The organism is Nocardiopsis listeri NBRC 13360 (assembly GCF_001570765.1).
GTDB classification, from domain to species: Bacteria; Actinomycetota; Actinomycetes; order Streptosporangiales; family Streptosporangiaceae; genus Nocardiopsis; species Nocardiopsis listeri.
In genome coordinates this window covers 1-22,313 of the sequence record NZ_BCSH01000010.1, presented here as the reverse complement: position 1 = coordinate 22,313, position 22,313 = coordinate 1, and the positions used below count along the sequence as shown (strand labels likewise).

At 68.3% G+C, this 22,313-nt stretch carries 18 protein-coding genes; 16 read left to right on the top strand and 2 right to left on the bottom strand.

Annotated features, from left to right (window positions below; translation table 11 throughout):
* The first annotated feature begins 155 nt into the window (after positions 1–155).
* From NLI01S_RS04705 to NLI01S_RS04695, 3 genes are all read left to right on the top strand, one after another.
* A complete protein-coding gene (locus NLI01S_RS04705) occupies positions 156–959 on the top strand; it encodes a hypothetical protein (RefSeq protein ID WP_067599755.1) in 804 nt (267 codons plus the stop codon).
* Positions 960–1,335: 376 nt separating this feature from the next.
* Positions 1,336–2,817 (top strand): hypothetical protein, encoded by a 1,482-nt coding sequence (locus NLI01S_RS04700; protein ID WP_190318362.1) that lies wholly within the window; start codon positions 1,336–1,338, stop codon positions 2,815–2,817.
* 29 nt (positions 2,818–2,846) lie between these two features.
* Positions 2,847–3,626, top strand: coding sequence for a hypothetical protein (locus NLI01S_RS04695; protein WP_067599753.1), 780 nt, complete (start codon positions 2,847–2,849; stop codon positions 3,624–3,626).
* Positions 3,627–3,705: 79 nt separating this feature from the next.
* Here NLI01S_RS04695 and NLI01S_RS04690 read toward each other — a convergent pair whose 3' ends face one another.
* A complete protein-coding gene (locus NLI01S_RS04690; RefSeq protein WP_190318364.1) occupies positions 3,706–4,887 on the bottom strand; it encodes an MFS transporter in 1,182 nt (393 codons plus the stop codon).
* A 335-nt stretch (positions 4,888–5,222) separates the two neighbouring features.
* Between NLI01S_RS04690 and NLI01S_RS04685 the strand changes: the two genes are divergently transcribed.
* Complete coding sequence (locus NLI01S_RS04685; RefSeq protein ID WP_067599749.1) at positions 5,223–5,783, top strand: GNAT family N-acetyltransferase; 561 nt, start codon at positions 5,223–5,225, stop codon at positions 5,781–5,783.
* A gap of 173 nt (positions 5,784–5,956) precedes the next feature.
* Complete coding sequence (locus tag NLI01S_RS04680) at positions 5,957–7,264, top strand: phosphoribosyltransferase family protein (RefSeq protein WP_067599746.1); 1,308 nt, start codon at positions 5,957–5,959, stop codon at positions 7,262–7,264.
* Positions 7,265–7,456: 192 nt separating this feature from the next.
* Here NLI01S_RS04680 and NLI01S_RS04675 read toward each other — a convergent pair whose 3' ends face one another.
* A complete protein-coding gene (locus tag NLI01S_RS04675; protein WP_017588640.1) occupies positions 7,457–7,756 on the bottom strand; it encodes a WhiB family transcriptional regulator in 300 nt (99 codons plus the stop codon).
* 715 nt (positions 7,757–8,471) lie between these two features.
* On the opposite strand from NLI01S_RS04675, the gene NLI01S_RS04670 reads away from it, so the two are divergent.
* The 11 genes from NLI01S_RS04670 to NLI01S_RS04620 all read left to right on the top strand — a co-directional run bounded on the left by NLI01S_RS04670 (position 8,472) and on the right by NLI01S_RS04620 (position 22,140).
* Positions 8,472–8,879: a YccF domain-containing protein gene (locus NLI01S_RS04670; RefSeq protein ID WP_067599743.1), complete on the top strand. Its 408-nt coding sequence runs from the start codon at positions 8,472–8,474 to the stop codon at positions 8,877–8,879.
* Positions 8,880–9,052: 173 nt separating this feature from the next.
* Positions 9,053–10,420: an AI-2E family transporter gene (locus NLI01S_RS04665; protein ID WP_067599740.1), complete on the top strand. Its 1,368-nt coding sequence runs from the start codon at positions 9,053–9,055 to the stop codon at positions 10,418–10,420.
* A gap of 279 nt (positions 10,421–10,699) precedes the next feature.
* Positions 10,700–12,298, top strand: coding sequence for an ABC-F family ATP-binding cassette domain-containing protein (locus tag NLI01S_RS04660; RefSeq protein WP_067599737.1), 1,599 nt, complete (start codon positions 10,700–10,702; stop codon positions 12,296–12,298).
* Between the two features lie 212 nt (positions 12,299–12,510).
* On the top strand, positions 12,511–12,717 hold the full coding sequence (locus tag NLI01S_RS04655) for a helix-turn-helix domain-containing protein (protein ID WP_067599734.1): 207 nt from the start codon (positions 12,511–12,513) through the stop codon (positions 12,715–12,717).
* A gap of 71 nt (positions 12,718–12,788) precedes the next feature.
* The gene (locus tag NLI01S_RS04650) at positions 12,789–13,631 is read left to right on the top strand and encodes an enoyl-CoA hydratase/isomerase family protein (RefSeq protein ID WP_067599728.1); all 843 of its coding nucleotides are present in this window, start codon (positions 12,789–12,791) and stop codon (positions 13,629–13,631) included.
* Positions 13,632–13,991: 360 nt separating this feature from the next.
* Positions 13,992–15,569, top strand: coding sequence for a DEAD/DEAH box helicase (locus tag NLI01S_RS04645; protein WP_190318361.1), 1,578 nt, complete (start codon positions 13,992–13,994; stop codon positions 15,567–15,569).
* Positions 15,570–15,765: 196 nt separating this feature from the next.
* A complete protein-coding gene (locus tag NLI01S_RS04640; RefSeq protein ID WP_067599725.1) occupies positions 15,766–17,319 on the top strand; it encodes an alanine/glycine:cation symporter family protein in 1,554 nt (517 codons plus the stop codon).
* 275 nt (positions 17,320–17,594) lie between these two features.
* Positions 17,595–18,665 (top strand): permease, encoded by a 1,071-nt coding sequence (locus NLI01S_RS04635; RefSeq protein WP_067599723.1) that lies wholly within the window; start codon positions 17,595–17,597, stop codon positions 18,663–18,665.
* Positions 18,662–19,450 carry a TIGR03943 family putative permease subunit gene (locus tag NLI01S_RS04630; protein ID WP_067599720.1) on the top strand — a complete coding sequence of 263 codons (789 nt, stop codon included), beginning with the start codon at positions 18,662–18,664 and terminating at the stop codon, positions 19,448–19,450. Before NLI01S_RS04635 ends, NLI01S_RS04630 begins: the two co-directional genes overlap by 4 nt.
* A gap of 90 nt (positions 19,451–19,540) precedes the next feature.
* Positions 19,541–20,974, top strand: a complete 1,434-nt coding sequence (locus NLI01S_RS04625) for a sensor histidine kinase (protein WP_067599717.1) — start codon at positions 19,541–19,543, stop codon at positions 20,972–20,974.
* A complete protein-coding gene (locus NLI01S_RS04620) occupies positions 20,971–22,140 on the top strand; it encodes an AI-2E family transporter (RefSeq protein WP_067599714.1) in 1,170 nt (389 codons plus the stop codon). Before NLI01S_RS04625 ends, NLI01S_RS04620 begins: the two co-directional genes overlap by 4 nt.
* The last annotated feature ends 173 nt before the right edge of the window (positions 22,141–22,313 follow it).

Sequence of the window (22,313 nt, the reverse complement as noted above, 5' to 3'; positions counted from 1 at the left end):
CGACCCCGGGGGCGCCTCGATCCTCATGCCGGGTCGCTGGTGGCGCTCATGACCAACACGCCGTTCATCCTGACCGGACCGGCCTTCGCCCTTCCGCGCACCCGGTCCTACCGACGTGAACGCGCTCGGGTCCTCCAAGCGAAGGAGGGCGCCCGATGAGGCCCTGGCAGATCCTGACTTCGGTATCGCTCCTGGCGTTCGTCATCGTGTTCAGCACCGCCATGACAACGCACTTCACCCAAGGCCGAGTGCCGGTGGTGGCGGGATCGTGGATGGCCGTGCTCCTCTGTTCGCCCATCGGTGTGGCCTGCCTCGTCGGTTTCAGGGAGACGACTCCGGCGGAACGACGGCGGACCAAGGAGGCCGATCCCCTCGGCATCATGGCCGGGGCGAGCATGGGTATGTCGGCGGGCCTGTCGATCCCCGCGCTGGTCTGGATCCTGTGGGCCGGACAGTGGGTACTGCTCCCCACGCTGCTGGTCGGGTCGGTGGCGCTCGTCATCGCCTCCGTGACATGGAGGAAGGAGCGTGGCACCCTCCCCGAACCGCCGCCCGATCCCACCCGAAAACTGGCCGGGATGCCCGCCCACGCCCGACTTCCGTACGGCTGGATCCCCGTGTACGTGCACCGCCCGGGCGGCCGCTACCGGGACATGCTCGTCGACTACCGGGTGCACGTGGACGGCGCCCGTGTGGGAGAACTGGCGCCGGGACGGACCCTGCTGATCGGTCTGGGCGCCGGGGCGCACACGATCCAGGGCCGGATGACCGGGGGGTCCAGCCCGACCCTGAACCTGAGGCTGAGCGAGGGCCGCCCGGTCCATCTGGTGCTGGAACCGAACGGAAGCGACCTGGAGGCGGTGACGCTGATCTTCACTCCGGGCGCCTACCTCAGGATCTCGCATTGGGAGCGGCCTGGTGCCGGTCCCGCGACGGACGCGCAAGGGCCGTACCCGTGAGTTTCCGGGAACGCAGGGTGGCCGGATCCGGCCAGTTTCGGCGTCAACTTCGACACGTTTCTGCGTGTCCGAACCAGTGCTGATGGAACGAAGCGTGCCCGGCGTTCGGTGAATGATCCCGGATCAACGCAGGTCATTCGATGCGTCAAGCGAAAAGCATGGGAGTGAGCGTGAACCACGCCCGTTTTTCCGGCATCAGATACGGTCGATCGGCTCCTGTGGGGATCAGTATGATCACGTCCAGCAATGACTACGTCTGTGCCGTAACCCCCTCTTCGGTCACCCGGCCGAGCCGCCACCGCACGTCATCGTCGACCACGATCCTCTCTCTCCCGTACACGAACAGGTCCATGTTCCACACGCCTTCGGAGGCACCATGAGCCGGGCGTCCCGCCCGGGGCATCCCCGGCCCACCGCCGTCATCGTCATCGCGCCGGACGAACGCAACGCCGAAATCGTCATCGAGGGTCGGCGACAGGTAGTCCAGGGCCAGGCCCCCAAGGAGACCCGGCGCGCGGCGCTGGACGTCGCCACCGGCTACGCCGCGCACATCGGTCAGCCGGTGCTCGTGGAAGCACGTGACGCCAACGGTTACTGGCGCCTGCTGGCCACCCCCGACGGGGTCGTCCAAGCCGCGGACCAACCGGTGCAGGGACCTCCGCCGCAGGGAGCTCCGCAGCAGCCTCCGACCGGACCCGTGCCCGCCACGGATCCCGGCACCCAGAAGGACCGTGCCGCCGGGGCCAAGCGTCGACGCGTGCTCTTGGTCGTCGGCGCCGCCTGCCTGGCCCTACTGGTCCTGGTCGGGGGCGGCCTGGTCGCGGCGAGGTTCCTCTCCGGCTCCACCGAGGCCTCCGAAGAGGAAGGCGACGACACCACGGTGGAACTGGACCACCCCGCGCCGCCCGGTTACGGCACCACCGTCGACATCACCGAGGAACTCGCCCCGGACACCCAGCCGTCGGTCGATCGCGAGGGAGAGAGACTCGCCTACATCGACCCGTCCGAACGGCTCAACCTGCTCAACGCGGACGGGTCCCGTGAGTGGTCGGTCGACCTTCCCTTCGCGTCCGGTGAGGCGCTCGGCAGCCCCCGTTTCGTGGAGTTCGACGGCGGCCCCCACGTCGCGCTGGAGACCCCCGGAGCCCTGTGGCTCTGGCCGGAGTCGGGGGGAACCGCGGTCAACGTCGAGTTGAACGAGACCGCCTCCGCCCAGTTCGTCGGCGACGGTGTCCTGGTGCGCGACGACGACAGCGCCTACGTCCTGGTGGACGGAGAACTCGCCGAGGTCGACACCCCTGGCGGTTCCGCGGCGTTGCTGGCCGAGGACGGCCGCGCGCTCGCCGGTGTGCTCGAAGGTCCCTGGCACTGGGTCGCCCCCGACGAGGACCCGCGGCGAGTGGAGCCCGAACAGCCCGACGGCGCCGGCGACCTCGACGAGGTCATGACCTTCCTGCGCGGCTACGCCCTCGTCCGCTGGGAGACAGAGGAGGGCGACGGCCGCATCCTCGCCTTCCACGACAACACCGACGGTTCGGTACTCGGCACCGCCGAGGTCGAGGAGGAGGACCTGGCGGAGGTGCACCACCGCACCGGCCCCCTCGGTCCCGATCTGGCGGCCTACGGCCCGGTGCTGTTCGCCCCGGGCAGTGGTGAGACCAGCGTCGTCCCCGGCTTCGAACCCGAGGTCGCACTCGGCGATCAGGTCTTCGGTGAACTCGACGGGTCCACGGTGGCGATCGACGCCACTGGTGAGACCACCGAGGTTCCCGAAGGCACAGAGACTCCGCGCGGCCTGCTCGGCGACCGCGCGGTGGTGGTCCACGACGGCCACCTTTATGCCATTTCCCCTGAGTGATCACTGCACAAGAAAAAGAAAGGAGTCGGATGTCCCCCAAGAATCGGGTACTCACCGTTACCGCGGCGGGTCTCTTCATGGCCGGTTTCTCCGTCGGTCCGGCGTTCGCCGTGACCGCGGACGAGACCGCTCCTGACGTCACCTCCGAGGTGACCGAGGAGAGCGTCGAGTCCCAGCCGGTCGAGGTCGAGATCGACCTCGCCGAGGTCGTGGAGCGCCCCGTCGAGAACGTCTTCAACATCCTCCCCTTTGACGAAGAGGAGGGCGAGACGCCTCCCCCCGGCGGCGACGACGGCGACGACGACGGCGACGACCAGGTGCCCCCGCCTGGTGACGGCGACGACGGCGAGGACGGTGGCGAGACGCCTCCGCCCGGCGACGGTGATGACGGCGACGACGGCGAGGACGGTGGCGAGACGCCTCCGCCCGGCGACGGCGATGACGGCGACGATGGTGATGACGGCGACGACGGCGAGGACGGTGGCGAGACGCCTCCGCCCGGCGACGACGACGATGAGACCTCGCCGCCCGACGACGGTCAGACCCCTCCCCCCGGTGACGGTGGGGGCGGCGACGAGGGTGGCGACGGCGGCGAAGGCGACAAGGGCGACGACGGTGAGGGTGACCAGGGCCAGACCCCTGGTGCGACCACTCCCACCACGCCGGCCCCGGCGTCGAACGCCGGTGACCCGAACCTCGCCGCGACCGGCGTCGACCTGTCGGGCTTCGTGCTCGGTGGCGCCGTCGTGTCCGGTATCGGCGCTCTGGCCCTGTGGGCCGGCAGCCGCCGTCCGGGCCTGGTCGAGTAACACCGTGTCCGTGCCCACAGCACCGTGGGCTCTGATGTGAGGAGGGCCCCGACCATGGTCGGGGCCCTCCGTCATGCGGTCACGATCGTGGCCGTAGGGCCGGGGCAAGGAGGAAGGCGGCCGCGCCCCCGACGGCGATCACCCACAGGGCACCGCCCAGGGTCACCGAGTCGGCGAGGAACCCCACGGTCGGGGGGAAGGCCAGGAACCCCACGCGGCCCAGCCACCCCACCAGGGTGATCCCGTCGCCGGTGCGCACCCCCGGAACGTTTCCGGCGGCGGCCAGGGTCAGCGGGAACAGCGTGGACACGCCCAGTCCCATCACCCCGAAGCCGATGATCGTGGTGACCGGGTGCGGCAAGGCCAGGGCCAGGGCCATGCCACCGGCGGACAACAGTCCGCTCGCGTGCCCGACGACCACCGCCCCGAAACGGTCGGTGACCCGGTCGCCGAGGAGCCGACCGAGCGTCATCATCGCCTGGCAGGCCACGAACGGCATGGCGGCCAGGAACAGCGCCGCGTCCAGTTCCGAGGTCATGTACACCGCGCCCCAGGATGCGGCGGAGTCCTCGATGCCGCCCGCCATCATCAACAACACGCCCAGCGCCAGGAGCAGGACCACGGCACGACCGGACATACGGACGCGACCGCCGTCGTGGCCGTTGGTCCCGTCCTCGCGTTCGCTGTTCTCCGGGCCGGGCAGCAACATACGGGAGACCACCAGGTTGATCACCACGAGCACGGTGGTCACCCCGCCCAGGTGCCACAGGATGGGAACTCCTGTACCCGCCATGGCGGCGCCGAGCAGTCCGCCGGAGACCGCGGCCAGGCTCCACACCGCGTGAAAGGTGTTGATGATGCTGCGTCGATAGCGTCGCTGCACCCGTAGGCCGTGCGAGTTCTGAGCGGAGTCGGTCCAGGCGTCGGCGGAGCCCAGGACGAAGAGGGCACCGGCGAGCATCCACCAGTTCTGCGCGAGCGCGATGAATGGAAGCGCTCCCAAACTCATCAGGCTCGTACCCACCGCGGTCCGCCCACTGCCGAACCAGTGGATGAGCGGACCGGCGAGCATCCCGGTGAGGATCGCGCCGAACGGCATCGCCGCGATCGCCAATCCCAGTTCCGCGTTGCTCAGACCCAGCCCGTCCTTGATCACGGGGAGCCAGGGCACCACGTTGGTGTAGGTGAACCCGTTCACGAAGAACAGGGTCGACACCGCGACCCGGGCACGCCTGGCCTCGGGCGGTGGTGTGGTGGCCATGTCGGTCGGGGTGTTCACGGGCGGCTCCCAAAGCGCTTTCGATGCGGGCCGATGCTATCCAGTCCGGTCATCGGATGAACAGCTTTTTGGCGCGCTCGGTCCCGGCGGGCTTGCCTTTCGGAGCGGAGGTGTTTTACATAGGGAGCCCATGTCCTCACCGAGAGCCCGGAAAGGCCCCGCCCCACCTCGCCCCCGTCCCACCTCGTCCCCGCCCCGGCCCATGCACCCAGGCCCCGCCACCGCGACCCGTTCCCGCGTGCGGCACCCCTGACCACCGTCTCCCTCACCCGGGTAATGCCGTGCCCCACGGTCCCGGCCGGAACCGGAAGACCCGCATGATCAACACGAGCGCGCTGCGAGACAAGCCCACCCTCAACGGCGAGAACGTGTCCTTGGTCCCCCTCGGCCCGGAACACACCGACGCCTACTTCGCCGCGGGACTGGACGAGGAGGTCCGCAGGCTCACGGGGTCGCACGGGCACCTGACGTATGAACAGGCGCGCCTGTGGTGTCACGGCCGTGCAGAGGGGGACGACCGCCTGGACCTGGCGATCACCGAACCCAAGGGCGGCCGTTACCTCGGGGAGCTCTCCATCTACTCGGTGTCCTCGGAGAACGAGACCGCCGGCTACCGCATAGCGCTGTCGGCCATCGAGTTCACCGGTAAGGGGCTGGGCCGGGAGGCCACCCAACTGGTCATGCGCTACGCGTTCGAGGAGATCGGCCTGAACCGGCTCTGGCTCCAGGTGTACGCCTTCAACATGCGGGCCATCGCCGTCTACCGTTCCTGCGGTTTCTACGTCGAGGGTCGCCTGCGCGAAGCACTGCTGTGGGAGGGGCGCAGACACGACGCGCTGCTGATGGCGGTGCTGCGTGACGGCTTCCGGCCGGCCTGACACCGGGCGATCGGCGGTTTCTCACCTTCCGGTGAAGGGTGCGGGTTTTGCCCGGACTCGGGGTTGTAATCCGTGTACGGCGGGGTATGCCGGTAGCACTTTGCGAGCGGTGTGATCCACGGACAGCCGGAAGGAGGGGTGTCGGGTCCCATGGTCCCGGCACAGGCGACGACATGAACCCGGTACCCGTATCCCTGCCCTTCACCGACCGGATCGAGGCGGGCCGACGTCTCACCGATCGCGTGCGTCCCCATGCGGTCGACGACCCGATCGTGCTGGCCCTGCCGCGCGGTGGCGTGCCGGTGGGAGCCGAACTCGCGCGCGGTCTCGGCGCGGACTTCGATGTCCTCATGGTGCGTAAGATCGGCCTACCCGGTCGGCCCGAGACCGGGGTCGGCGCCATCACCGAGGACGGTCACGTCCTCTACGACGACCTCGCCCTGGCACGGATGCGCGTTCCTCGCCAGGCACTCTCCGACACCGTCATCTCCGAACGCGAGGAGCTCGACCGCCGGCGACGCATCTACCGGGGTGAGCGTTCCCTACCCCGGATCGCCGGCCGTGACTGCGTGGTGGTCGACGATGGAGTGGCCACCGGCGGCACCGCCCGTGCCGCGCTGAGGATGGTGCGCCAGGCGGGCCCCTCCAGCCTGGTCCTGGCGGTGCCGGTGGCCTCGCCCGAGGCGCTGGAGACCCTCAAGGGAGAGGCCGACGCGGTGGTGGTGATCGGCGCACCGGACAACTTCCGAGCGGTGGGGGAGTGGTACCGGGACTTCGACCAGCTCTCGGACGACCACGTCACCACGATCCTGACCGAACTGCAACGTTCGCGCCCTCGGCCCGAGGAGGCCCGCGCGGTGCGAATCAGGGCCGGGCAGGTCTACCTCGACGGTGACCTCACCATGCCCACGGCCCTACGCGGTGTGGTGGTGATGGCCTTCGGCCGTGGACGCGGGGACCCTGAAAGACGGGCGATCGCGGCCTCGTTGCAGCGGGCCGGATACGCCACCTTGCTGTTGGATCTGATGGCCGGTGACAACGGTGACGACGGTGACGACGAGGGGGACACCGAGGTCCTGGGCGAGAGGTTGGGCGCGGCGGTCACCTGGTTGCGCCGGGCCACCGACGCGGCCAGCGAACCCTTGGGCGTCATGGGTTGGGGATACGCGGCGCCCGCGGCACTGGTGGCCGCAGCGGAGCTGCCGCAGGACGTGGCGTCGGTCGTGGCGCACGGTGGCCTTGTGGACCTGGCCGAATCGGCGTTGGGAAGGGTGCGCGCGCCCACACTCTTGCTCTTGGAGAGCGAGGACTCGTTCGTGCGCGAGCTGGGGGAGTGGACGAGGGCCCACCTGGGAGGCCCCTCGGAGCTGGGCGTGGTCTCGGGGACCGATCGCCTTCTGGGCGGGACGCGGCAGTGGCGGGAGGTCGCGGTGCGCACCTTGGACTGGTTCGACCGGCACCTGTTCCGCCGCGCCGAGTAGGGCGGGGCCGGCCGGGCCGTGAAGGCCACGGCGGCTCGCTCGAAGATTCCTTCCGAGTAAGAGGTTCGAGTCCGTTCCGTGACCCGGACAGTGGAAAACCCGCGGCGCCCTCGACGTGAACGTCGGGGCGCCGCGGGTCATTGGGGCCGGGGCCTTCCGGAAAGAGTTCCGCGTGGGGAATGAAACGCGAACTTAGGCGGCGTTGGCGCGTCGCATGCGACGACGGCGCTCAGAGGCGCGCTCGTCCTCGTTCAGACCACCCCAGGTGCCGTACTTCTCCGGACGCGAGATCGCATAGTCCAGGCAGTCGGTCCGAACCGGGCAGGCCGCACAGATCTCCTTGGCCTTGCGCTCACGAATCTCCCGCTCCGGCTGGCGCTCGCCATCCGGGCCGAAGAAGAGCACAAGGTCCTCGCCCCGGCACGCGGCGGCATCCTGCCACCCCCAGCTCGGGCGGGGGCGCAGCGCGGCCTGCCGACGTACCTGAGACATGCTTGAACCACCTCTACTGAAATCACTAGTAAGCTGTCTTAAAAAGCTTTAGTCACCAACAAGTCGGTCACGCGGCGCGAGGCACCCCGCACGACGCAAACGTCGTGCGGTGCAGGTGTTGTTCCCCGGTGTGGCTGAAACCACGAGAAGCACCATCACAGCAGGCGATGTCTGTCGATGAAGGGGTGCTCTCACGCGAACGGCCGCGGAGGCGGTGACAGCCTCCGTCCGAGCCGGTACGTAATCATGCCATCCCCACTCCCGATCGTGCACGGGGGGTGGGGAAATTACTCGTTCAACTGTTACCGAAACCTGATGCCTGACACCAGTTCTATGGGCATTTGTCCGAGTTTGTCGCGGATCACATGTACGACCGTCTTGCGAAGGACAAGGGACATCGTATGGCGCTATGTCGCCCCTGCCTAGGGGGTCCCTCTGATACGCCCATCACATTCTGGTCGCTGTAGGTCTGCGAGATTGGGTGGGACCGTATGTCATCACCCTCCGCGAGGATCGGCCGGGTGCTCGCCGGCGCCCGACGAGGCCCGGTGTGCCGCTCGTGTCCCGCGGAGTCCCCTAAGGGTAGGTCCAGGGATCCAAGAGCGAACAGGGCATGGTGTCCGGGCGTCCCAGACGATAGAAAACAGGATGCGTTCGATCGAATACCCGACGAACGGCACCCGCGTCCAGGACAGACTCAAGGAGACGAATCACCGTGGCCCTCTTGCGGCTCATTCTCAACATCATCTGGATCTTCGTCGCCGGGTTCTGGCTGGCGCTCGGCTACGTGTTCGCCGGCGTCATCTGCTGTGTCCTCATCGTCACCATCCCGTTCGGAGTCGCGTCCTTCCGCATGGCCAAGTACGCCATTTGGCCGTTCGGCCGTGACCTCGTGCGCCGTCGAGGCGCCGGCGGGGGTTCCACCCTCCTGAACGTCATCTGGCTGATCGTCGCCGGATGGTGGCTGACCATCGGCCACATCGTCACCGCCGCCGGCCTGGCCGTGACCATCATCGGAATCCCCATGGCGTGGGCCTCCATCAAGATGATCCCCGTGGCCCTGGCCCCCTTCGGCAACGAGATCGTCGAGAGCGGGCACACCCGGGAACCCTGGCAGTTCTGACGGAGTTGTGTCCTTCACAGGGTCCGGTAGAACCCGGACCCTGTACCGTGCATCAACCCCACTGCGACACCCACGCACCATCCGCCTTCCATCCCCCGAACAAGACGAAACGGCACACGGGTGGTCGCCGTCGATGAGCGACCTCGGTGTGACCACCGGAGAATGGAGTCCATGTGCAAGCCCAGCGGCCGGGAGTTTGGGCGCTCCTGAACAAGTGGCTCGTGTCCCGCAGAGCCCGCGCCGAACGCCTCGCCCACCTGGAGGCGCAGGAAGAGGCCCGGGCCGAGTTCGAGGCCAAGGTGGAACAGGAGAAGCGGGCCGCGGCCGAGCAGGACGACGTCGGCGCCGGTGACCTGTTGCGAATAGTCAGTGACGTCGCCTGGCGGATCCTGCTCATCGGCGTCGTGGTCGGACTGTTCGTCTACGCGGTCATCCACCTGTCGGTGATCACCCTGCCGGTGGTGCTCGCCGTCTTCATCACCGCCCTGCTCATGCCGATGACCAACTGGCTGCGGAGCAAGGGACTGGGCCGGGGATCCTCCACCGCGCTGTCCGTCCTCTCGGCGCTGGTCGTGCTCAGCGGTGTGGTCACCATGATCGTCTCTCCCGCGATCCAGGGCTTCGACGGGCTGGTCGCCAGCGTCAGCAGCGCCTTCATCGAGATCCAGAAGGTGGAGATCCCCTTCGTCGACCAGGCGTTGTTCACCGAGATGCTGAACAACGCCTGGGCACAGGTCCAGGGGATGATCACCGACAACACCGATCAGTTGCTCAGTGGTGCCTGGACCGCCGGCACGGCCGTGGTCCAGATCCTGCTCGGCCTGGTCCTGATCATCGCCATGACCGTGTACTTCGTGCACTCCGGCGACAAGCTCATGGACTGGGTCGTCACCCTGCTGCCGCCCAAGTCCCGCCCCGGCCTGCGTCACGCCAGTGGTGTCGCCTACGGGGTGATGGGCCGTTACGTTCGGGGCGTGGCGATGGTCGGTGTCATCGACGCCGTCGGCATCGGCATCTTCCTGTTCATCTTCTTGGACGTGAACCTGGCCATCCCGCTGATCGTGCTGACGTTCATCGGCGCGTTCCTACCGGTCATCGGTGCCTTCCTCACCGGTCTACTGGCGGCCATGGTCGCCTTGGTCGCCGAAGGCCCGGTCATCGCGCTGATCATCGTGATCGCGGTCGTCGTGGTCCAACAGGCCGAGAGCAGCTTCTTCGCCCCCCGGATCTACGGACAGGCCCTGGAGCTGCCCTCGCCGGTCGTGCTGATCGCGATCACCGCGGGCGGCATCCTCGGCAACATCCCCGGCATGTTCCTGGCGACCCCGATCGCCGCCGTCCTGGCGGCGCTGCTGCGCAACCGTCCTCCGGTCAGCACCGAGAACGACGCTGGTGGGCAAGAGGAGTCCGGCCCGGTGGGGGCGGACAAGGACAAAGCGGTCGTGGTGGTGGCCCAGGGCCAGGAGACGGCCGAACCGGTCAAAGGGACCAAGGACAAGACCGTCAAGGACAGGTCGGACAAGGACAGGGAACAGGGATGACGACCTGATGTGAGACCGCTCCCGCGGCGCGGGGAATGGCCACGCCCCCGAACCCGTTGTGAGGGTCGGGGGCGCGCCCGTGCGCGCTCCGCCCCCGTGCTTGGGGTATCCCGGAAAAAATCCTTCGCCGACCCCCTCACCCGTGCCGTTAGGCTGGGTCGGTCCGCCGGGGCGCTCCAGCCCATCCGACCCCACCCGCCGGCCCCACGAACAAGGGCCCGGCCGCGCGCGGTCCAGGGCAGCCACCGACCGTCACACCACCTTGAGGAAGCTCCACCCATGTTGATCGCCACCGACCTCGAAATGCGCGTCGGAGCCCGCCTCCTTCTGGAGCCGACGACCTTCCAGGTCGCCGCGGGCGACCGGATCGGTCTGGTCGGCCGCAACGGTGCGGGCAAGACCACCATGACCAAGGTCCTGGCGGGTGAGGGGCTGCCCACCGGTGGGACGGTCACCTCGTCCGGCACCATCGGTTACCTGCCCCAGGACCCCCGTACCGGAGACCTGGACGTCATCGCCAAGGACCGTGTGCTGTCCGCCCGCGGAATCGACGAGGCGCTGCACGGGCTGCGCGAGGCCGAGAAGAAGATGGCCAGCGACCACGAGAAGACCCGTAACAAGGGCGTGCGCCAGTACGCGAGGTGGGAGGAGCGCCTCCACGTGCTGGGCGGGTACGCCGCGGACTCCGAGGCCTCGGCCATCGCCTCCAGTCTGGGTCTGCCGGACAAGGTCCTCGGTCAGCCGTTGCACACCCTCTCCGGTGGTCAGCGACGCCGCATCGAACTGGCTCGCATCCTGTTCAGCGGGGCCGACACGCTGCTGCTGGACGAGCCCACCAACCACCTGGACGCCGACTCCATCGTCTGGTTGCGCGACTTCCTCAAGTCCCACCGGGGCGGACTCATCGTGATCAGTCACGATGTCGAACTGGTCGAGCACGTGGTCAACAAGGTCTTCTACCTGGACGCCAACCGCAGCGTCATGGACATCTACAACATGGGCTGGAAGCAGTACCAGATCCAGCGCGAGGACGACGAGCGTCGACGCCGCAGCGAGCTGGCCAACGCGGAGAAGAAGGCCGACACCCTGCGCAAGCAGGCCGAGCGTTTCCGCTACAAGGCCACCAAGGCCCGTGCGGCCCAGCAGATGCTCAACCGCGCCGACAAGATCGTGGACGGGGTGCAGGGGGTCCGTAAGGCCGACAAGGTCGCCAAACTGCGTTTCCCGGACCCGGCCCCCTGCGGACGCACCCCGCTCATGGCCGAGGGACTGTCCAAGTCCTACGGTTCGCTGGAGATCTTCACCGGGGTGGACCTGGCCATCGACAAGGGCAGCCGGGTGGTCATCCTGGGGCTCAACGGAGCGGGCAAGACGACCCTGCTGCGTCTCTTGGGCGGAGTCGAGGAGGCCGACACCGGTCGAGTCGTTTCGGGCCACGGGCTCAAGCTCGGATACTACGCCCAGGAACACGAGACCCTGGACGTGGGCCGCAGCGTTCTGGAGAACATGATGAGCGCCGCCCCGGAGCTGCCCGAGGTGGAGGCGCGCAAGACCCTGGGTTCGTTCCTGTTCACCGGCGACGACGTCGAGAAGCCCGCCGGTGTGCTCTCCGGTGGTGAGAAGACCCGGTTGGCCCTGGCCACGCTGGTGGTCTCCAGCGCCAACGTGCTGCTGCTCGACGAGCCCACGAACAACCTGGACCCGGCCAGCCGTGAGGAGATCCTCTCGGCGCTGCGCAACTACAAGGGCGCGATCGTCCTGGTGACACACGACGAGGGCGCCGTCTCCGCCCTTCAGCCCGAGCGGGTCATCATGCTCCCGGACGGGGTCGAGGACATGTGGAGCGCCGACTTCGAGGACCTCATCGCCCTGGCCTGAGCCGGCCCGTGGGAACACGGTGGGGAAGGGGTGGACGCCCAGAAGGCTGGGAGGTTCACCCCTCCTCTTTTTCGGACCGGGTTTGTGTGTCTCCGAAACCCCGGTTACTCGGTGTGTCCGCCGTCGGTTGTGGCGGTCCGGGACGCCCATGCCTGATCATGGCTGTGGTTCCGGCCCCTACGGTGCCGGAGTGTCTTGAACGGGAGAGAACTGTGAGTGACGAGTTGAGGAAGGGCGCCCGGGTCTCGGGTGCAGGTCGCGCGGAGCTGGCCGCCGATCTCAAGCGCCGCTACGACGAGGGGGAGAGCATCCGTGGCCTGGCCGCGGCCACGGGCCGTTCCTACGGTTTCGTGCACCGTCTGTTGGGCGAGGCCGGTGTGGAGCTGCGCGGGCGTGGCGGGGCGACACGCAAGGCGTGACGGTCGGTGGCGGCGCCGGGGTTACCGGCGAGTAGGGTCGGGGGTGTCACACCGACCCGACGGAGGAACACATGTCCCAGGCCCAGCAGGAGACCGGCGCGCGACAGGCGCCCACCGAGGAGGAGCTGACCCGCGCGGGACTGCGGCTGTCGGTGGAGGGCGCGGTCGCCCGCATCACCATCGCCCGCCCCGAGCGTCGCAACGCGATGACCGGTCGCACCTGGACGACCATGGCCCACATCGGCCAGACGCTCCCCGGGGATGTCCGAATCGTCGTCATCTCCGGGGAGGGCGACATCTTCTCCGCGGGCATCGACCTCAACATGTTCACCCCCGAAGGGGTGGACGGGGAGCGTTCGATCATCGACGGGCTGGCCGAGGGGACCACGGACGACGCCGAGCTGGACGCCTACATCGCCGAACTCCAGGAGGGCTTCCGCTGGTTGCGCCGTCCCGACTTGGTCACCATCGCCGCCGTGCGAGGACACGCGATCGGCGCCGGGTTCCAGCTGGCCCTCTCGTGTGACCTGCGCATCCTCGCCGACGACGCCAGGTTCTGCATGAAGGAGCCCGCCCTGGGGTTGGTGCCGGACCTCACCGGAACCAAGCCCCTGGTGGACATCGTCGGAGTCCACCGCGCCGTCGAGATCTGCCTGACCGCCCGCAAGGTCGGTGCCGAGGAATCCCGCGAGATCGGTCTCGCGACCCTCGTCGTGGGCGTCGACGAACTCGACGGTGCCGTCGACGACGCCATCGCCGGGCTCCTCGCGGTCAACGCCGACGCCGCCGTCGCGACCAAGGCGCTCCTGCAGCAGGCCGCGGACAACACCCTGGAAGAGCAGTGCGCCGCCGAGCGCAAGGCTCAGGCCGGTCGCCTCACCGCCATGGTCAAGGCCATGACCGCCGGTTCCTGATCCCGGAGCACGACCGCTTGTGGTCGGGGCGGGCGGGGAGACCGGTATCACCGGGGAAATGCCCCCGTCCCGTCCCCGCTCGGAGATGATCTCTAGTACGCTGCTGCAAGCGGTCGTTCAATGCCGCGCGCACAAGCGCGCGCCGGGCCGCCAAGACGCGGAGAGCGTGTCGACCCGGTCGACGTCACTCTTGACCCGAAGAGCACACGAACCCCACACGAGAAGGGGTCGCTTCCGCGTGTGATCAGGCGCGTTTGTGTGATTTCTTCGCTGGGTCCGCTGTGACTGCGTGAAGCCTTCCTCGAAACGCCGCCAAACGATGAGGAAGGTACACGTCACTTGACGACGGACACTGCCGTAATGCCTGCTTTCGACAGCCTTGGGCTGCCCAAGGACATCGCCGAGGAGCTGGCCAAGAACGGTGTGACCACCCCGTTCCCGATCCAGGCCGCCACCATTCCCGATGCCATCGAGGGCCGCGACGTCCTCGGCTGTGGCCGCACCGGATCGGGCAAGACCCTGGCCTTCGGCCTGCCGGTCCTGATGCGCTGCTCCGAGCGCCGCGCCGCCGCCAACCGCCCCCGGGCCCTGATCCTGGTGCCCACCCGCGAACTCGCCCACCAGGTGCGCGATTCCCTGCGCGGCTACGCCCGCGTCGTGGGCGTGCGCGTGGGCGATGTGGTCGGTGGTAGTTCCTACACCCGCCAGATCAACGAACTGCGCCGTGGCGTCGACATCCTCGTCGCCACCCCAGGCCGTCTGACCGACCTCATCGAACAGGGCGCCTGCGACCTGGGCGACGTCGAGGTCTCGGTTCTGGACGAAGCCGACCAGATGTGCGACATGGGCTTCATGCCGCAGGTCACCGAGCTCCTGGACCAGGTGCGCCCCGACGGACAGACGCTGCTGTTCTCGGCCACGCTGGACGGTGACGTCGACAAGCTCGTGCGCAGGTACATGAACGAGCCGCGCACCCACTCGGTCGACCCGCCGGTCTCCCAGGTCACCACCATGGAGCACCACCTGCTCAAGGTGCTGCCCCGTGACAAGAACAAGATCGTCACCCAGATCGCCGCGCGCGATGGCCGCACTCTCCTGTTCGTGCGCAGCAAGTACCGGGCCGACACCATCAGCGAGCAGCTGGCCGAGGCCGGGGTCCCGAGCGCGTCCCTGCACGGTGGCAAGACCCAGAGCGTGCGCACGCGCACCCTGGCCAAGTTCCGTGAGGGCAAGATCCAGGCCCTGGTCGCCACCGACGTCGCCGCCCGCGGCATCCACGTCGACGGTATCGACATGGTCGTCAACGTCGACCTGCCCACGGGACACAAGGACTATCTGCACCGTGGTGGTCGCACCGCTCGCGCGGGTGCCTCCGGCCGGGTGGTCTCCCTGGTGGCGCCCAACCAGCGTCGTATGGCCCGCCGCCTGCTCGGCGACGCCGGTGTCGAGGCCAAGCAGCACCTGGTCAACCCCGGAGACGAGCTGCTCTCCGAGGTGACCGGCGCCAAGGAGCCTTCCTGGGAGCCGTGGATCGAGCCGCCGGAGCCCGTTCGCGAGCGTCGCGGCCGTGGCGGACCCCGTCGCGGTGGCGGCTACCGGGGTAACGGTGGTGGCTACCGAGGCGGTTACCGTGGTGACCGTTCCGAGGGTGGCGGTGGCTACCGGGGCGGTGGTCGTAACGACCGTGAAGGCGGTTACCGTGGTGACCGTCCCGAGGGTGGCGGTGGCTACCGGGGCGGTGGCCGTAACGACCGTGAAGGCGGTTACCGCGGCGAGCGTTCCGAGGGCGGCGGCTACCGTGGCGGCGGCGAGCGTCGGGGCGGTTACGGAGGTGACCGTCGCGGTGGCGGCGGCCCCCGTGGCGGGTTCCGTGGTGACCGTCGCGGTGGGGGTGGCCCCCGCCGCGGTGAGCGCTTCGATTCCGCTCCCCAGCGCTAGAGGCTGAACGAACGAGGGGCCCGGACCGGCACACGCCGGCTCGGGCCCCTTCGCCATGGGCCGGAACGTGGGTGTTTACGGTCCTTTACCACCTCTTCGCGTGTCCCGGAGAAGTCGCGAGCACCCGGAAGAGCACAGTGGGCGGGAAACCCCGAAGTCGCACTCGGGACCACCACGCCCACCTGAAGGGGAACGCGTGACCGTCCTCAACAACGCTCTCGTCGCCCTCAACGACGCCTTTTGGACCTTCTTCGTCATTCCGCTGTTGGTCATCCTGGCCGTCTACTTCACGGTGCGCTCGGGGTTCGTCCAGGTCCGGCTGCTACCCGAGATGTTCCGTGTCATGCGCAGCAGCCCCGGGACCGCTCCGGACGGCGGTAGGGAGATCTCCGCCTTCCAGGCCTTCGCGCTCTCCGCGGCCTCCCGCGTGGGCACCGGCAACATCGTCGGCGTCACCCTGGCGATCATGCTGGGCGGGCCCGGAGCCGTGTTCTGGATGTGGTTGATGGCCGGCGTCCTCGGGGCGGCCTCCTTCGTGGAGTCCACCCTCGCCCAGCTGTACAAAGTGCGTACCGCAACCGGATTCCGTGGGGGCCCCGCCTACTACATGCTCCACGGGTTGAACCGACGGTGGATGGGCGCGCTCTTCGCCGTCATCATCACCGTGACGTTCAGTCTCGTATTCAACTCCGTCCAGTCCAACAGCATCACCGGTGCGATCGGCACCTCGGTGGGCGCCCTCGGCGGGGACGGGGGGTGGATCCTCGACGTGGCCGTGGGCCTGGTCCTGGTCGCCATCACCGCCGCGGTCATCTTCGGTGGTGTGCGCCGGATCGCCACCGTCGCCCAGGCCCTCGTCCCGCTGATGGCGATCCTCTACATCCTGCTCGGCGTCGCCGTGGTGATCATCAACATCCAGGCCGTCCCGGACGTCTTCGGTGCCATCTTCGGCCACGCCTTCGGCCTGCGCGAGGTCGCGGCGGGTGGTGCGGGTACCGCCATCCTGTGGGGGATGCGGCGCGGAATGTTCTCCAACGAGGCGGGTCTGGGGTCGGCTCCCAACGCCGGTGCGGCGGCGTCGGTGTCCCATCCGGCCAAGCAGGGCCTGGTCCAGACCCTGGGCGTGTACTTCGACACCTGGTTGGTCTGTTCGGTGACCGCGTTCATCGTGCTGCTGTACGGGACCGAGTTCGACCCCGACGTCCCGCCCGTCGAGGTGGCCCAGACCGCTCTGGAGAGTTCGCTGGGTGGCTGGTCCGTCCACGCGCTCACCATCATCATGTTCCTGCTGGCGTGGACGTCGGTCCTGGGCAACTACTACTACGGCGAGTCCAACCTGCAGTTCCTGGACGCCGAATCCAACCACATGACCTACTTCCGTTCGGCGGTCCTGGTCGCGGTCTTCCTCGGTTCCGTCGCCCCGCTGACCGTCATCTGGACCCTCGCCGACATCTCCATGGGTGTCATGGCCACGGTCAACCTGTTGGCCATCGCCCCGTTGTCCACCGTCGTCTTCCGTCTGCTCGCCGACTACAGCCGACAACTGCGATACGGCCTGGACCCACAGTTCTCCCTGGCCAAGATGCCGGACCTGCAGAACGTCACCGCCTGGGGTCCGGTGTCGGGGGATTCGGCGGATGGGCGGGAGCCCGGCGAGGAGAGCGACGACCAGGAGACCGGAGATCGAGAAACCGGGGACGACGAGGGCCCCGGCCGTGAGGACGACCGGGGCCCGGAAACGAAGGACTGATCAGACGCCGGGGGCGAGACCACCGCCCTTGGGCACGGCGGCCAGGTCGGTGTCCTGGATCCCCTCGGACCACACGCCGCCCGGGGCCGGGCCACGAACCCGACGGCGTGGGCGCTGAAGGCCGGCATGGTCCCGACCAGAGGACGGCGTCGTTCTCGCCCATGTGGTCTTGGCCCGGGCACATCCATCCACAGGTTCGTCGTCGCCCGCGCGAACGAAAACGGTTTTCGGTTACCATGCGGGTAGTTCCCGACCGAACCTCACGGAGTACACCCGTGTCCGAACGGACCACACATGACTCCGCCCCGTCCTCCTCTCTCGGCGATTCCCTTGCCGACGGCTGGGACGACCGCGGAGACGAACTGCCCCCCGCCGACTGGGGAAGGCGGCCCGGAGCACGCAGGACCGGCACGGTCTGGCTCTTCGCCTTGATCATCACCGCGATGGCCTTCGGCCACGCGTGGCTCTCCGACGACCTGACCGGCCAGGCCTTCCTGGCCTGGGCCACCATCTTCACGGCCATCAGCTTCCAGGCCATGCCCTTCCTGGTCTTCGGGGTGGCCCTGTCCGCCGCCCTGGTCGCGTTCGTGCCGACCTCGGTCTACCGGCGGTTCATCCCGAGCAAGGCGAGCCACGCCGTCCCCGTGGCGGGTGCCTCCGGCGCCTTGCTACCAGGGTGTGAGTGTGCGTCCGTGCCCATCGCCGGCAGCCTCATCAAGCGGGGGGTGGCGCCTGCGGCGGCGTTGACCTTCCTGCTCGCGGCGCCCTCCATCAACCCGATCGTCATGATCGCCACCGCGGTGGCCTTCGCCGGACAGCCGGAGATGGTGCTCGCCCGCTTCACGGCCTCCCTGCTGGCTTCGGTGGTCATCGGTTGGGTCTGGGTGAGGTTCGGTCGCACCGACTGGCTGCGCCTGCCCTCGCAGTCCCACGACCCGGACGCCTCCAAGTGGCGGGTCTTTCGCGAGTCGATGCTGCACGACATCATGCACGCCGGCGGATACCTGGTGGTCGGTGCCCTCGCGGCGGCCACGCTCAACGTGATGGTGCCTCGCGAATGGCTGTTGACGGTGGCCGAGGCACCCATCGTCTCGGTGCTGGTGCTCGCCGTGCTGGCCATCCTGCTGTCCATCTGTTCGGAGGCCGACGCCTTCGTCGCGGTCAGTCTCACCGACTTCTCGCCCACCGCCAAGCTCGCGTTCATGGTCATCGGCCCCATCGTCGACCTGAAGCTCATCGCGATGCAGGCGGGCGTGTTCGGCTGGCGCTTCGTCGCCCGCTTCGCCCCTCTGTCTCTGGCGGTCGGTCTCATCAGCACGTTCCTGATCGGAGCCTTGATCCTGTGAACCGCATCGCGCAGGGATTCACCCTCGTACTGCTCGGCGTCGCCGCGCTGACCAGCACAGTGCCCACCGACCTGTACCTGAACTGGGTCAAGGCGGGTTTCGGGCCCTTCCTGATCGCCGCGGGGATCGTCATGGTCGGGCTCGGTGTCCTGGTCATCGTGGCCGAGGTCCGCGGGGGTGGGGATGTCTCGGACGAAGAGGAGACCACCCCCGTCACGGCCGAGGCGAGCACGTCGGAACAGGGAGACGGCCACGGCCACGACCACTCTCGCGCCCCCTGGGTGGCCTGGTTGCTTCTGCTCCCGGTGTCGGCGGTCTTCGTGGTCGCCCCGCCGGCCCTGGGTTCGTACACGGTGGAGAGTACGAGTGGTTCGACGGGTCCACCACCCCGGGACGAGGGCGGCAACTCCAAGTTCAACGATGCCCTCTCCGAAGCGGAACCGGGGGAGACGGTCCAACTCGACATCCAGGCGTTCGTGATGCGGGCCTGGATCGACGAGGAACGTGAGATGGCCGACCGTGAGATCGAGCTGACCGGGTTCGCCGTCCCCAACGAAGAGGGCGAGGGCTGGTACCTGGCCCGACTCCAAATGGCCTGCTGTGCGGCGGACGCCGTGGTCAACAAGGTCCTCATCACCGATCGGCCGGCGCCCGAGGCGGACAGTTGGTGGACGGTCCAGGGCACCTGGGTGGAGCCCGAGGGTGACCTGTACGACGTCTCCGAGCACGAGTTCGCCATCGAGGGGATGGAAGAGGTCACCGACCCACCGGACCCCTACGAGTAAGGGCCGGGACCTTCGGCCGGTCGGGGCCTCGGTCCCGCCACACCGTCGCCAGTTCTCGGTTTTGGGATGACACTGGGTGACAATGAGTGCGTGTCAGAACCCCAGGAACGGCAACGGAAAAGGTGGCGATGGCCGCGCCCCCGTTCCATCCGAGCCCGGGTGACGGTTTGGGCCACGACCATACTGACCCTGGTCGTACTGGCCATCTCGGTGGGTTCCTTCCTGTTCCTCCGGGAAGTGGTACAGAACCAGTTGAGCGACCGGGCGGCGGAGGCGGCGCGTGCCGTCGTCGAGCACATCATGACGGACCGTTACGACTCCTACATCCCCGACGCCGAACCGATCCTGCGGTTGCAGATCGTCGACCGGGAGAGCCACGAGGTCCTCGCCTCCAGCGCCGCGGTGAGGGACCTGCCTGCCCTGACCGACCGGGAACCGGCCGAGCACGACTTCCGCATGGATACGGTCGTTTGTGATGAGGCGGCGGGGACCGAACCCGACGACTGCTTCCAGGTGGTGGGCTACACCGTCACCGACTCCGCCTATGGTGACGTGATCGTGCTCGCCGCGACCCGTACCCCCCAGGTGCTCATGCAGCACACGCTCGAATCCGCCCTGACCGGGATGGCGGTCGTCCTGCTCGTGGGCACCGCCCTGATCCTCTGGTACGGGGTGGGACGGGCGCTACGTCCGGTCGAGATGATCAGCGCCGAGATGGACCGGATCTCGGTCAGCGATCTGCACCGCAGGCTCCCCGTTCCCCGCAGCGACGACGAGATCGCCCACCTGGCGCGCACCGCCAACTCCACCCTCGGACGGCTGGAGGATGCGATGGTCCGGCAGAGACGCTTCGTCTCCGACGCCTCCCACGAGCTGCGCAATCCCATAGCCGGTATGCGGACCAAACTGGAGGTCGAACTCTCCGACCCCGAACCCGACCAGCGCGCCCGCGAACGCTTGCTCAACGGTCTGCTCTCCGACACCGAACGGTTGGAGAACATCGTCACCGACCTGCTGGAACTGGCCCGGATGGACACCGACGTGGCCATGATCCGCGAACGCCTCGAACTGGGAGCCCTGGTGCGGGAGGAGTTCACCGACCCGCACCGGCACACACAGGTGCGCGTGCACGCATCCGAACCCGTCCACGTCGTGGTCAACAGGTTGCGCCTGGTGCGGGTGTTGACCAACCTCGTCGCCAACGCAGAGCGCCACGCCCACAGCCGTATCGACATCATCGTCGGGCACGGCAAAGGGGCCGCGGTTCTGGAGGTCCACGACGACGGAGCGGGGATCCCGGTCAAGGACCGCGAACGCGTCTTCGAACGCTTCTCCCGACTGCCCGACTCCAAGGAGCTCGACCCGGGCGGCAGTGGCCTCGGGCTGGCCATCTCCCGGGAGATCGTGCACGCCTACGGCGGCACACTCGTGGCGGGCCACAGCGACCTGCTCGGCGGTGCCCTGTTCACCCTGCGCCTCCCCGATGAACTGGACGACGAGGACGAGTCGGAGCAGAACACATGAGCGTCGACGCCCCGGCCACGGGCGCGACCGGAGCACCGGCAGGGGGACCACGGGAGGGCCCGAAGGCCGAACCTGAACCCGGGGCCACCGGTGGGGGGAACGGAACAGATCCCTCCGCCGGACCCTCCGGCGGAGGGGCACAACGTCCCAACTACTTCGTCGTCGGGTTCGTCGGGGCACTCGGAGTCCTCAGCGCCTGGTTGCTGGTAGAGGCCCTGACCGGGGCACGGGCGGTGTTCATCTACATCCTGGTGGCCCTCTTCCTCGCGGTCGGCCTGAACCCGGTCATCGAACTCCTTCGTCACAGGCTGCGGATGCCCCGTTGGGCGGCGATCGTCACCGTGTGCCTGGCCCTGCTGGCCTTCGTGGCGGTGTTCACATGGGCCATCGTGCCGCCGCTGACCGAGCAGGTGAGCGGTTTCGTCTCCGCTCTGCCCGGTGCCATCGACCACCTGCGGAACACGGCGTTCTTCCACGAGGTGGACCACCGCTACAACGTGTTGGAACGCCTGGAGGGAGTCGTCACCGGGGGCGATTTCGGGCAGCGGATCTTCGGTGGCCTGGTCGGAGTGGGCCAGGTGGTGTTCAACTGGTTGTTCGCCCTCTCCACGGTGTTCATCCTGACCTTGTTCTTCATGGCCTCGCTGCCCGGCATGATGGACGTCTCCTACCGGTTCGTACCGCGTTCGCGCCGTGGCGGGGTCCGTGAGATCGGTGACGAGATCGTTCGGCGCATCGGGGCGTTCATCGCCGGACAGTTGGTGGTGGCCGCCTTCGGCGGGGTCGTGGCGTTCTTCTTCCTGTGGGCGATCGGTTCGGCCTACGCCCTCACCCTGGCCCTGGTGGTCGCCGTCACCGCGTTGATCCCTTTGGTGGGCACCAGCATCGGTGCCCTCGCAGCCGCCCTTGCGGTGGGGGTGAGTGACCTCTGGCTGGGACTGATCACCCTGGTCTTCTTCCTCGTCTATCAGCAGATCGAAAGCTACGTGATCTCTCCCCGGGTGATGCGGCACGCCGTGGACGTGGCTCCGACGGCCAACATCACCGCCGCCTTGGTCGGTGGTGCGCTGCTCGGTCTGGTCGGGGCGCTGTTGGCCATCCCCACCGTGGCCGCGCTCACCCTGGTGCTGAAGAAGGTGGTCTTCCCCCGTCTGGAACGGCGCTGAGCTGGAGTGGAGGAGGGGTGTGGAGTTGGGAAGGAGGGCACGGTCCCGATGCGACCCGGGCCCTCCGCCGCCGTGTGCCTTCCGGGTGTGCCCGGAAAGGGCCCGCTAGATGAGTAATTCCAAGGGGCGGAGATGGCTGGTTGTTGGGCATCGCTTGGGTGTGTGGGTGGGGC